Source organism: Methanimicrococcus stummii (assembly GCF_032594435.1).
Lineage (GTDB): Archaea > Halobacteriota > Methanosarcinia > Methanosarcinales > Methanosarcinaceae > Methanimicrococcus > Methanimicrococcus stummii.
Genome location: NZ_CP131062.1, coordinates 1,119,308 through 1,131,090 on the forward strand (window position 1 = coordinate 1,119,308; position 11,783 = coordinate 1,131,090).

12 protein-coding genes and 1 tRNA gene are annotated in these 11,783 nt (G+C 41.7%); 2 read left to right on the forward strand and 11 right to left on the reverse strand.

Annotated features, from left to right (window positions below; all coding sequences use genetic code 11):
* Positions 1-96 precede the first annotated feature (96 nt).
* Positions 97-217: transfer RNA gene (locus tag MmiEs2_RS05495), tRNA-Met, on the reverse strand.
* Positions 218-378: 161 nt separating this feature from the next.
* Here MmiEs2_RS05495 and MmiEs2_RS05500 point away from each other — a divergent pair.
* Complete coding sequence (locus MmiEs2_RS05500) at positions 379-918, forward strand: flavodoxin family protein (RefSeq protein ID WP_316558875.1); 540 nt, start codon at positions 379-381, stop codon at positions 916-918.
* Between the two features lie 56 nt (positions 919-974).
* A complete protein-coding gene (locus tag MmiEs2_RS05505) occupies positions 975-1,559 on the forward strand; it encodes a malonic semialdehyde reductase (protein ID WP_316558876.1) in 585 nt (194 codons plus the stop codon).
* A gap of 69 nt (positions 1,560-1,628) precedes the next feature.
* On the opposite strand, the gene MmiEs2_RS05510 is transcribed toward MmiEs2_RS05505, so the two are convergent.
* The 10 genes from MmiEs2_RS05510 to MmiEs2_RS05555 all read right to left on the reverse strand — a co-directional run bounded on the left by MmiEs2_RS05510 (position 1,629) and on the right by MmiEs2_RS05555 (position 11,687).
* Positions 1,629-2,276 carry a hypothetical protein gene (locus MmiEs2_RS05510; RefSeq protein WP_316558877.1) on the reverse strand — a complete coding sequence of 216 codons (648 nt, stop codon included), beginning with the start codon at positions 2,274-2,276 and terminating at the stop codon, positions 1,629-1,631.
* Positions 2,277-2,314: 38 nt separating this feature from the next.
* Positions 2,315-2,953 (reverse strand): hypothetical protein, encoded by a 639-nt coding sequence (locus MmiEs2_RS05515; protein ID WP_316558878.1) that lies wholly within the window; start codon positions 2,951-2,953, stop codon positions 2,315-2,317.
* 151 nt (positions 2,954-3,104) lie between these two features.
* The gene (locus MmiEs2_RS05520) at positions 3,105-3,689 is read right to left on the reverse strand and encodes a DUF4367 domain-containing protein (RefSeq protein ID WP_316558879.1); all 585 of its coding nucleotides are present in this window, start codon (positions 3,687-3,689) and stop codon (positions 3,105-3,107) included.
* A gap of 101 nt (positions 3,690-3,790) precedes the next feature.
* Positions 3,791-4,015 (reverse strand): 4Fe-4S binding protein, encoded by a 225-nt coding sequence (locus MmiEs2_RS05525; protein WP_316558880.1) that lies wholly within the window; start codon positions 4,013-4,015, stop codon positions 3,791-3,793.
* A 109-nt stretch (positions 4,016-4,124) separates the two neighbouring features.
* Complete coding sequence (locus MmiEs2_RS05530; RefSeq protein WP_316558881.1) at positions 4,125-4,805, reverse strand: hypothetical protein; 681 nt, start codon at positions 4,803-4,805, stop codon at positions 4,125-4,127.
* Between the two features lie 44 nt (positions 4,806-4,849).
* Positions 4,850-5,098 (reverse strand): hypothetical protein, encoded by a 249-nt coding sequence (locus tag MmiEs2_RS05535; RefSeq protein ID WP_316558882.1) that lies wholly within the window; start codon positions 5,096-5,098, stop codon positions 4,850-4,852.
* A 322-nt stretch (positions 5,099-5,420) separates the two neighbouring features.
* Positions 5,421-7,730 (reverse strand): S-layer protein domain-containing protein, encoded by a 2,310-nt coding sequence (locus MmiEs2_RS05540; protein WP_316558883.1) that lies wholly within the window; start codon positions 7,728-7,730, stop codon positions 5,421-5,423.
* Positions 7,731-8,072: 342 nt separating this feature from the next.
* Entirely contained in the window at positions 8,073-10,196 is a 2,124-nt protein-coding gene (locus MmiEs2_RS05545; protein ID WP_316558884.1) for an S-layer protein domain-containing protein, read from the reverse strand.
* A 565-nt stretch (positions 10,197-10,761) separates the two neighbouring features.
* On the reverse strand, positions 10,762-10,965 hold the full coding sequence (locus MmiEs2_RS05550; protein WP_316558885.1) for a hypothetical protein: 204 nt from the start codon (positions 10,963-10,965) through the stop codon (positions 10,762-10,764).
* 41 nt (positions 10,966-11,006) lie between these two features.
* Positions 11,007-11,687: a poly(ADP-ribose) polymerase family protein gene (locus MmiEs2_RS05555; RefSeq protein ID WP_316558886.1), complete on the reverse strand. Its 681-nt coding sequence runs from the start codon at positions 11,685-11,687 to the stop codon at positions 11,007-11,009.
* Between the last annotated feature and the right edge of the window lie 96 nt (positions 11,688-11,783).

The window sequence follows — 11,783 nt, forward strand, 5'->3', positions numbered from 1 at the left end:
AAACCGTTGAAAAAAGAAAAGAAAGAAACAATCAAAATGAGAGAATAAACAGAAAAATAAAATTTCATTTTACGGAATAAAAAATAAAGAAAAAGATGCCCGGAGCGTGACTCGAACACGCGACCTCCAGATGTCTCAGGAATTTTGAAATTCCAACAAGACGCCGTCATTATTTTCCCTATGAGTCTGGCGCCCCAACCAACTAGGCTATCCGGGCTGTCGGATGCACTAAAATAAACATTTTGATATTAAAAGATATTGATTGAAATTGATATTTTTGAGCAGGACATTTTTATAAAAATATAAATAAAAGCCGAACTTATTTAAAAAATGCTTTCAAGTTTAGGATTGAAAATAAAAACAAGAGAGGGAAAATTAATGGCAAAAATAACAGGCTTCTCCGGAAGCCCCAGAAAAAACGGCAACACGAATTTTTTAATGGAAACGATTTTAAAAAGCGCAGCGGACAAAGGCTGGGAAACCGATTTTGTTTTGCTCAACAAAGCCGACATCGGTTTTTGCGAAGCTTGCGACGCGTGTCATAAAAGCGGCAACGGTTGTGTTAAAAAAGATGACATGACGGAACTTGGCGAAAAATTGAAAGAATCCGATGTCTGGGTTCTCGGAACGCCGGTTTATTGGTGGGGGCCGACCGCACAAATGAAAGTTTTCATGGACAGATGGTACGGCCTCCCGCGCGAGACATACCAAAACAAAAAAGTGATTTTAGTTGTTCCGATGGAAGATACGGAAGACAAAACCGCGTCGCACGTGATTGGAATGTACCAAGACGCATTTGATTATATCGGCGTTGAAATCGCAGACATCATCGTCGCAAAAGGCGTACTGGAAGCAGGCGCGGTTCAGTCAAAACCGGAAATTATCAAGCGGGCGGAAGCAACCGTCGACAAAATTTAAAACAAAAATAAAACAAATCAATGAAAAACAATAAAAACAAAAACGAAGGCGATAAAATGAAATTGGACAAAAGCTCAATGGACGTCATCTTTGATGAAGCCCGAACGCACAAATATTTTGAAAAAACAGAAATTTCAGACGACTTGCTGACTCAAATTTACGACGAACTCAAAATGGCACCCACGTGGGCAAATTGCCAATCGGGGCGCTTTGTTTTCGTTAAAAGCGAAGATGCCAAAAACCGGCTGCTTCCGCATGTCGGCGAAACAAATCAAAGAAAAATTGAGGAAGCGTCGGCGACAGTGATTATCGCGTATGACTCAAAATTCTACGAATTTATGCCGCGCCTGTATCCGCACGGCGATTATTACACAATGTTTTCAAAAGACGAAACGTTTGCAGAACGCGCCGGGCTTTTGAGCGGGTCGCTTCAAGGCGCTTATTTAATCATTGCCGCGCGCGCTTTGGGACTCGACTGCGGGCCGATGGGCGGCTTTGACAACGCCGGCGTCGACAAAGAGTTCTTCCCGGACGGGCGCTTTAAATCGATTTTCTTATGCAATTTGGGAATCGGCGATAAAAGCAAGCTGCATCCGCGCGATGACAGATTTAAATTCGCCGAAGCCTGCAAAATTCTTTAACATTTTTAAAAAAAGAAAATAAAAGAACAAGAGAGACAATAAGTCTCTCAACTGTTTTATGATGAGCTGTCAGTATCCGGTTGCGGTTGCCAGCGTAATGAGCGCGTCATCGCCAACCGTCCCCGTGACGGTGACAAACATGCTGTCGCCGAGCGCCCAAGCCACCATGTATTTGCCGTACTGCGGCGCCTCATCGGTTTCGGCCGCGAACAAAGTCGCATCGTGACCGTTGAACTGAATCGTTGTGATGTTGCTGTCGCTGCCATATGTTTTGGAGTGACTGTCTTTCATCATCTGAATGTAAGAGTCGGGCGTTTTGGTCGTGTTCGCAATCGCGACATCGTAATATGTCAAGAAAACAGGTGTTCCGGCTGATCCGTAATGGTAAATGCCTTGGTAGCCGTACAGCGCGTCCGTGACGCCGATATGCTGTCCGTGAGACTTAACGGTCGCCGTTGAGAAGAAAACAAATTCTTCGGGAACGGGGTGAACCAAAGTCAAATTCGCATCAAACGGCGGAACGGGTTTTTGAACGGATTCATTGCTTGAATTGTCCGTTTCATTTGAAGTGTTTCCCGTGTTGTTGCCAGTCGTGTTGTCGGTCGTATTGGTGTTGTTTGTCGCGTTGTCTGCGTCATCGCCGCCGAGGCAGCCGGAAACGCCGACTGCGAAAACGACAGCGAGGAGAAGAAACGCAACAAGAATGTTTTTCTTCATGTTTTTGCCTCAATTTATGATTTCATAATTGAAATTATTTAAAGATCAGATGCTTCCGCAAGTTCTTTAATGACAGAATAATTGACCTGACCGTAAACGGCAACCACGTAACCGTCGTCATATTCGTCGCCGGACCAGTTGGACCAAGCCAAAATGTAACGGCCTTCCTGCGGCGTGTCTTGAACAGTTGCTTCGAGCAAAACCGCATCGTGACCATTGACCGTGACGATTGAGCTGACGCTGTCACTGCCGTATTTGGATGCGTGAGACGCAATCATTTCCGAAACGTAATCTTCAGACGTTTTCGTAGCGTTGCATCTGAAAACGGAAAGATAAACGTTTGAATTGTCGTAAGTCAGCATGTTTCTGTACCCGATTAACGCGTCAGCAATACCGATTCTTTCGTTTGTCGCGGTAATTGAGCGCGTCGCCAAATGCGTAAATCCTGCGGGAAGCGGATCGACGGTAACGACGCTGCCGTTAAAGTTTGTAATCAAACCGGCATCGGATTGATTTGAAGAATTGTTTGATTCTTCGACGGGCGGTTCGGAAACAATATCGGAAGTATTGTCATCGACGGATGTGTTGTTGTCAGTGCCGCCGTTGTCCAAGCATCCGGAAACGCCGACAAAACCGACAGCAAGAAGAATAATTAAAATTAAAAGTGCTTTTCTCACTAAAAAATCCTCCTTTTGAGTAGTATAACTCAATTATATTATAAAAGAGATTGGAGCGTGATCTTTTAAGAAATCGGAATAAAAGACAACGGCCATAGGTAATAAAAAAGACAAAGTGAGAACGAAAAATGTTCCCACCTTCGAATCGGAATCAAAGTTCAGATGCTTCCGCCAAAAATTTTAAAGTTTCATAATCGATTTGACCGGCGACTTGTCCTTTTGCCGCAAAAATCAAATTTCCGCGCGTCCAGGCAATCATGTCGGTTCCCGAGCCGTTGGCGGTTGTGAATTTCGTTGCATCGTGGCCGTTGATTGTCACCGTCGAAACATCGGCGTTGTCACCGTTGCTTGATTCATATGAATTTTTCATTTGCTGATAATATCTTTCGGCATCGCCGGTTGAATTTGTTTTGAAACAGTAGAAATAAACGGTTCCGTTTGAAACGGTGTCGTTTTCAAATTTGTAATAGCCTCTGTAACCGTACAAAACATCCGTAATTCCGACGCCTTCACCGTGAGATTTGACGCTTTGCGTAGACAGGAATTCAAAACCGGAAGGCAAATCCCGAACGGTTACAATGTTTGTGCTGTAATTTAAATCATCATCCGTAAACGAACTTTTCGACGAATCATCATCGGCGACGATTTCGTCATCCGCGTCGCCGCCCAAACAGCCGGAAATGCCGACCGCCAAAAGAACGGCGAGCATGAGCAATAAGATTGATATTTTTTTCATAAAATCCCCTACCTGAATATTTAAATCGAAAAACAGCTGAGCAAATCAGCCGTACAGAAATGGTTTTAATATTATATTAACCGCGTGCCGGAAAATATTTTTTAGAAAGAACAGCAGTCACACGGCTTTGCCGGGCGGATAATTCCGGCGGCATCATTCGGACAGGCTTTGGCGCAAATAAAACAATTGACGGGGCACAAATCTGAATTTTCAAGAATCGGCGCGGAATCGTTTTGCTTGAGCAAATCGTGCGGACACGCGAGAAGACAAGCGCCGCAGCGGCGACATTTATCGGAAGAAAAAACGGGGAACCAGTGCTTTGCCATAAAGATCAGAATTGTAGATATAAGAAAACGAATAAATCACAAAATTATTGGAATAATAAAAAGAAATGTGAGAGGCGTTAGCCTCCCGTTAAATTGTTGATTTTTAAAATTAAAGGTCGGACGCTTCGGCAATTGTTTTGATTTCATCAAGTGTTGCCGGTCCGTTGACAACGACGAGTTTGTCGCCGTTTGCCCAGGCGAGTGTGTATCTCTCGATTGTGCTGCCGCCTGCGGTTGTCGGTGTCGTAATCAAAGTTGCGTCGTGATCATGGATTGTGATGGTTGTGACGTTGCTTGATTCCGGATATTTGGCTTTGTTCGCGTCAATCATTGCCTGAACGTATCCTTTTGCAGCGCTGTCGTTCTTTGTTTGGAAAGCGGAAAGGTAAACGTTGGTTGAGTTAACGGAGTAGTAACCGGAGAAACCGTTGAGCGCATCGTTGATGCCGTCAATGTTTTCATTGTCTGCGGTCACGTTTCTGACAGCCAAAAGTTCATAGCCGGACGGCAATGAGCTGACGATGACGGAACTGTTGTTGAAAGCGAGTTCGGGTGTCACGTTGCTGGAATTGTTTGTGCCGTTTGTGTTGGTGCCGTTTGATGAGTTGTCAGTGCCGTTTGTATTGGAACCATTCGTGTTGGAACCGTTAGATGAGTTGTCGGTGCCGTTTGTGGAACCGTTTGTTGAGTTGTTGTCAGGTGTGTTGTCGTCACCGCCCAAGCAGCCGGAAACACCGACCGCGACAGCGAGAAGAGCGACCAACAGCACGATTAAAATGCTTTTTTTCATTGTATCACTTGTTTGTTTTGTTTCAATCTAAAAACACAATTGTATTATTGTGTTTCGTTCCCCGAATACGGCTGGAGCGCTGTAAACATGCCGGTCCACCGATCGGGATTTGTCTGTAAGCTGTAAGCTTCTGCACCATCTTCAAATACGGAAGATGCCGACTCAATTGATTTGGCATTCAAGTATTCTTGGCTTGTGAAATTTTCACTCGCGCTTTTGTTTTCAAGTGCCATTGCAGTTGCAATCAGCAAGAAAACCAAAACGGCTGCAACAAGTAAACTTTTTTTGCTCAATCAAATCCCCCCATTCCTGATAATCCGTCAAGCGCGGCGACTTTTCAATATGCCAAGAAGCATTTGAAAATTCTATAAACCACCATTACCGCGCTTGGTATAGATGCAAATCACGAAATACCCTTTATTAAGTTTTGCGGTCACAAAATTTGAAAAACGCAATCTGTTACATGATATAACGTTTGAACCGTCGATAATTGACGACAAGAAAAAACAAAACGAAATAAGAAGAGTGAAAGGAAATGAGGTGAAAGGAAAAGATGTGAAAAATGAAAGGATTTCAAAGAAATCCGCTTCATATTTTATCACATTTCCTTATCAATTACTCCGGACTCGCCCCGGGCGGTTGAATTTTTCTTGCCCGATAGCGTCTGTAAAGATATGCCGCAACCAAAATTGCAACCAACAGGAACAAGCCCAAGGCAAGCGCGCCCAACATTGTCGGCACAGCATTGCTTTCGCCGCCATCCGTTTCAGGATCGGTGCAGTCTGAGCCGTCACCGCCGCCGGAACCACCGCTGCCGCCGCCGTCACCGCCGCCGTTGCCATCGTCACCGCCGCCGGAAGACAGGTTTCCGACTTCTTTGACGACATAGAACTGATAACGATATCCGCCGGGGTTCAACGCAAACGGCTGAACGGCAGATCTATGAAGAATATTGCCGCCGCCTTCGTAAATTTTCAAATATATTTGTTCGGCGATATGCAAATCCATATCATCCGATAAAGTCAGATTGTTCGCGAGATAGAAAATCAAAACGCTTTCGGCATCAAGTTTTTTGAAAGCCGAATTTGCATAGGTATCAAAATAATACCGGAACTCATCCATGGAATGCAAACCGTCGTATTTCAGAAGACCGACTCTGTCGTCCGCTTTCAAATCGGTGACATTCTTAAAGTCTGTCAGCCAAATGCCGTCAATTTCAACGACTGCGTCTTTGTTTCCTTGGAAAACATCCTTGACGTGGACGCGCAAAAGCTGAACGTCTTTGACATTTTGAATTGTGTCTTTGTAAATCCAATCTCCGGAACCGTCGCCGGCATTTGTTGTCACGATGCTTGAATTGACAAGAACGCCGTCTTTGTAAAGTTCCAGGTTGACTTGATTTCCTTTGACATCGATTTGATCGACTTGAAGGGAATAGCCGCGGCCCAATTCAATCCATTCTTTTGTTGTCAAAGTGTGTTTCGAATCGTCATCAGTGACTAACGGCGCGAATTTATCCAATTTTGTACTGTCCGCGATATAGAAACCCTTTGAATCGATGACGTTTAACGGAACGTATTTCTCTCCGAAATAACCCATGACGTCGTAGCCGGAATCCCAGGAATTAAGAAGGTTTTCATCATCATCAAGTCCCGTGTTTGGCAGATATTCATAATTTGTATGAATGTAAGTTGTCAAATACATGAATGACTGACTTTCTTTTTCGAATTTGTCGGGATTCGGATAGGTGTATAAAATTTCGGTGGCCAAGTTTTGATCCAAATCGTAATAGAACGCGCCGAAATTGGAATAGGTGTACACGGTTCCGAAGAAAGAAACTTCGCTTTTTATGTTGTATGTTCCGGGCGCGGTATGCTCTTTGAAAAGATAATACCGATTTTGAGAATCGTATGTTTCATCAACGTCTGCCGGCGGAATTTCAAAGCCGTCCTGAACTCTGATGAACAAATCTTTTCCCAGAGGAATGACTGCGTTGCTGCTGAGGACAATGTCCTCGGCAACATAGGTCAAAGATTCGCTGTTGATTGTCGTTGCGTTCCATTTGCCGTAATCGACGTCGGATTTGACTTCAATCGCGTTCAAATAATCGACAAGCCACAAACCGTTGATTTCAACGGCTGCGCCGCTTACGCTTTGGAATGTGTCTTTGACGTGGACGCGCAAAACCTGAACGCCTTGTTCGTTCAGAATATTTGTCTCAAAAATCCAGTTGCCGGATTCGGACGCGTTGACAATGCCGGATCCTAATTCGACATCGTCGTGTTTTAAGATGAGATTTGTTTTGTTGCCGCCGACATCGACTTGATCGACGTAAAGCGTATAACCGCGTCCCAAATCAATATCATCTCCGACTTTCAAAGTATATCTTTCGTCGTCGTTCATCACGAGCGGCGCGATTTTATTCGCTTTATAGGGCTGAGTCTCATAATAATAATCGGAATAAACCGTTTTATTGCTGAGCGCGACATAAGGCTCGCCGAAAAATCCGAGAACGGGGAAAGCGGCTGAATAAATATATTCATATTCCCAATCGGTTCCTTCATTTTCGATGACAAAAGTCGTCCAGTTATATTCAAATTTTTGAAGCGCGGGGCTTGTCGAATAAGTGATGTCCACGTGACCCGGCGCATTAAGAACCTGATTATAATCAGCATCCGGATGCATGCCTTCAATCGCAATTGATTCTGTTGAAATATTATTTTTCAAGTCAAAATACAGCACGCTGAAATTGCGTGGGACAATATAATCCGCGTAAAAATAAAATTCCTCTTCGTCCCAAACGCCGTTATAATACAAAATCGGGCTTCGTTCTTCGACGGAATCGTCAACCGAAACCGCGCCAAAAGACAGGCTGACCAATGATAAAAGAATCAGCGCTGCCGCCAAAAAGTATCTGTTTTTCATAAAAATCTCCAAATTGTTTTTGTTTTTGTAATTCTCTGCAAGCAGAAAAATTTCGAAAAAACATTTTCCGAATTTAAAAACAAAATGAGAAACAAGCATATAAAAGTATTGTGAAATAATATATTATAATACAAAACGTCAAAAATATACGAATAACATAATGACAGAAATTAATGAAATACGAGCCGAATTGAAATTATTAATGAAAACAGAAAAAGTAAACAAACGAAAAACAAACAAAAAGACACAGCAAGAGCTGTTCCAAAAATGATTCTTAAAAAAATAGAAAGTAAAGAATTTCCGAAGAAATTCTTACTTAAATTTAGATTTCACAGAACAAGCTTATGCCTGTTTCTTGTAGACCATGAAGTAGTATGCTGCACCTGCGATGATGATAATCAACACGATCGCAATGATGATGTGCCACATGTATTTCTGGAAGAAACCGGGTTCCTTGTCTTCGCCGCTGGGTCCTTCTTCAGTCGGAGTGGGTTTCACTTCGGTGGGTGTGGGTGCGGGTGTTTCTGTGGGTGTTGCAGGTTCGGAGGGTTCCGGTGTCGGAGTGGGTCCGTCGCCTTCGCCAATTGTCTGTGTAACATAGAAGTAAAGGTTCTTTTTATCAGCATCTTCACTATCTGCAGTCTTCAAGTACATGTTGTTGGCAATCTGCTTGTCCATGTCTGCATCAATTGTGAATTCACTGTCGAGAACGAACTTCAAGATGGTGTTTCCGCCGCTCTGGAATTTCATTGCGCCGAATTTGTCATCATTCTTAATTTCAGTTGCATTCAAGTAGTCAACGAGCCAGAGACCTTCGATTTCAACAAGGCTGCTTTCAGTTCCCTGGAAAACGCTCTTGACGTGAACTCTGAGAACCTGTGTCTTGTCTTCATTGAGGACTTTAAGATCAAAGATCCAGTCGCCACCGTCAGAACCGTCGGTTGTAACGATGCTGGAGTTGAGTTCCTTACCGTCTTTCATGAATTTGATGTAAGCTTTGTTACCATCGACATCAATCTGGTCGACAACGAGGTTGTAGCCTTCACCGAGTTCAAGGGTTGCACCGGTTTTCAAAACATATTTGTCGCCGGAGTCAATGACGAGTTTTGCCATCTTCTCAGCTTTTGCGAGAGTTGTGTCGTCAGAGGGTGTGTTACCAATCTTGTTCAACGGAACGTATTTTTCACCGAAGAAGCCCATAACGAAGTATTGAGCATTGTCACCGGCGTTGGTCCAAGTTGTTTTGGTATAGTCGTAATCGATTTTCTTGGGTTCAGTGGTGTAGACTAAACCAGATGTTTCTTTAACCGTCTTTTTGTCAGCTTCTGTTTTGAGGATTAACTCTTCTGTGAAAACATTAGAGTCAATGTCATAGAAGAATGCTGCGAAATTGGTGTAGTTGAAAAGACCATCGTTTGCTGCACCAGTTAACTGTGCATTGTAACTAAGAACATTACTGCGGATTTCGTATTCGCCTGCATCTGTATAGGTTTTAACAAGATAGAATTTATCTTTGTCAGCTGTTGCGGGAGTTCCTGCAGTGAAGTCTCCGAATTCTTTTTCAGACTTCAAGTAGATACCTCTTCCGAGATCAACATCAGAATCAGCAGAGATTGAAACTTCTTTTGCATAGAATGTAAGGTTTTTAGAAGTAATAGATGCATCTTCAAATTTACCGTATTTGTCATCGGACTTAACTTCGAAAGCGTTCATGTAGTCGATAAGCCAGAGACCTTCGATTTCAACAAGGCTGTCTTGTGTGCCCTGGAAAACGCTCTTGACATGGACTCTGAGAACCTGTGTTTTGTCATTGTTAAGAACTTTTAAATCAAAGAACCAGTCGCCTCCAAGTGAAGAATCAGTTGTAACGATACTGGAGTTAAGTTCTTTACCGTCTTTCATGAACTTGATATATGCTTTGTTGCCGTCAACATCAATTTGATCAACGACGAGGGAATAGCCTTCGCCGAGTTCAAGGGTTGCACCGGTTTTCAAAGTATATCTGTCACTAGAGTCGATAACAAGTTTTGCAATTTTGTTTGCACTGACATTAGTCAAAGTAGTGTCTGTGTCAATTTTAGAGAGAGCAACATACGGTTCTGCAAAGAAGCCGATAACTGCATATCTGTTAGTGCCAGCCCAGTCAGTAGATTTTGTATAATCATATTCCTGCGCTTTAACTTCTGTAAAGTATTTGATGTCAACGACATTGGTACCGTTCTTTTTAATACCAATTTTTTCAGTAGACATGTTTGTGTCAAGGTCATAGTAAAGACCTGCCCAGCTTGTTGCATCAATGACCCAAGCATCGTTTGTGCCGGGTGCAAGAGTTGCATACTCACCGTTGTATGCTTCTGCATTGTAGCGAAGAATAGTGCTTCTGATTTCGACTTCATCAGCTGCTGCTGCAGTTCCGACGAGGGCGAGGAGAAGTACTAATGCCACTAATAAGTGTTTCATTTGCATTTATTTTTCCTCCATATTATAATGGTAAACACGGGCTTTGCATTCGGAAAAGAACGAAATTCAACGAAAGTGTGAAATGTGTTCGAAAAATCATTGAAATATCCGACCAATGGCTGAATACAATGATAGTCACGAATACCCGAGCTTATACAGAGGTTAAAACTGACAAAAGGGTTATTAAACTTTTGCGGTCACTTAAATAAAAAAAGACTTGGAATTACACTTTAAAACGATTGATAAGTCGATAATCGACGACAAGGATTTTTGAGAGCAGTAAGGCTATCGTTTGAATTAAAGTTATCGAATGATTGCGTTTTTTGATTGAAAGTGCATGATTAAGAACGAAATTTGACCAAAATTTCGACTTTTTTTGTGTTGGATTTGGAAAATGTCGTAAATTGATTTAATTTTGTCGATGGATTCCAAAGAGAAGAATAGGAAAATAGAAAAAGAAATTTTTGGCGTTTTTCTTTTTTTCAGTTGAAGAAAAAAAGGAAAATGAAAAGAAGAATGAAGAAGAGAGGAAGAAGAATAAAAAAAGGAAAGATTATCGGAGAGTTGAAAATCAAATGATTTCACCGTATTTGCCGATAACTTCAGAATTATTGTTTTTCGATTTCATCTTGAAATCTTCTCTTGACATAAACATTGATCCTGGAGCAGCTTTATCGTTGCCTAACTCAATAAGCATCGCGTCAACCTCTTCGGGAGTCATTGTGGCGAGAAGAGCTTTTGTTGCTTCTAAAGCTTCTTCCATGTCTTTTACCATGCGATCTTCTGCCTATTTTCTCATAATTTCATCCATAATTATCACCAAGAAGGAGTCTTTCTCAAAGTTACGAATCGGATAAATGTATCCATGTGTTTTTTATTTATAACATATTCTGAAACAGTTTTAATTTTTTCATAATTCTTCAAGCAATAAATTCTATAGGGAATTAATGCTTGAGGAGCTTTATTTCTAAAATTTGGTTTGTTTGTCAACTTATATAGATTTGCAGTAAGCACCACCATATCATATTTATCTTGAAAATTCATTTTTTCGAAAAGGTAATCATATACAGTAGTGTAAAATATTTTATCAGTATTACAAATATCATATAAATTTTCATAAACTTCATTGAACATTTCTTTTACTTTAAAATTGTCCATATCTAAATAACTGACATCAGTCATTTCGGCAACGATAACGCCGTATTGAGCTTGAAATGCTGCAATAAGCTCATTCAATTCATCATCAGTCAAATCAACTCCCACAGAGATTTTTTGAATCGGACCTTTCAAATACGAATCACTGTTGAATTTCCACCAAATTGCAAAGAATTCACTGTCATAAAAATAAACACCTGCTCCCAAGTAATTGTCCTCGCTTGAAGATGATTTAAAACCTTCAGAAACAATTTTATCAATATTTTCACGAGAAGTTCCGTGAAACAATGATATGTCCCGGATGACAGAAACAGGACAATCATCAAATAAATTTGAAAACATTGTATCAACTCCGTTGTTATTATTTTTGTAAATAAAACACCAGCGTTAAATACTTTATTAAATTATTCAGGAACTGATAGAATAGAAAAATATAAT

What these genes read in the sequence shown, in the direction of transcription:
- MmiEs2_RS05530 (WP_316558881.1), bottom strand. Translation starts at nt 4,805, where the DNA reads ATGAAAAAAAGCATTTTAATCGTGCTGTTGGTCGCTCTTCTCGCTGTC.
- MmiEs2_RS05555 (WP_316558886.1), bottom strand. Translation starts at nt 11,687, where the DNA reads ATGTTTTCAAATTTATTTGATGATTGTCCTGTTTCTGTCATCCGGGAC.
- MmiEs2_RS05550 (WP_316558885.1), bottom strand. Translation starts at nt 10,965, where the DNA reads ATGGTAAAAGACATGGAAGAAGCTTTAGAAGCAACAAAAGCTCTTCTC.
- MmiEs2_RS05540 (WP_316558883.1), bottom strand. Translation starts at nt 7,730, where the DNA reads ATGAAAAACAGATACTTTTTGGCGGCAGCGCTGATTCTTTTATCATTG.
- MmiEs2_RS05545 (WP_316558884.1), bottom strand. Translation starts at nt 10,196, where the DNA reads ATGCAAATGAAACACTTATTAGTGGCATTAGTACTTCTCCTCGCCCTC.
- MmiEs2_RS05520 (WP_316558879.1), bottom strand. Translation starts at nt 3,689, where the DNA reads ATGAAAAAAATATCAATCTTATTGCTCATGCTCGCCGTTCTTTTGGCG.
- MmiEs2_RS05505 (WP_316558876.1), top strand. Translation starts at nt 975, where the DNA reads ATGAAATTGGACAAAAGCTCAATGGACGTCATCTTTGATGAAGCCCGA.
- MmiEs2_RS05525 (WP_316558880.1), bottom strand. Translation starts at nt 4,015, where the DNA reads ATGGCAAAGCACTGGTTCCCCGTTTTTTCTTCCGATAAATGTCGCCGC.
- MmiEs2_RS05510 (WP_316558877.1), bottom strand. Translation starts at nt 2,276, where the DNA reads ATGAAGAAAAACATTCTTGTTGCGTTTCTTCTCCTCGCTGTCGTTTTC.
- MmiEs2_RS05500 (WP_316558875.1), top strand. Translation starts at nt 379, where the DNA reads ATGGCAAAAATAACAGGCTTCTCCGGAAGCCCCAGAAAAAACGGCAAC.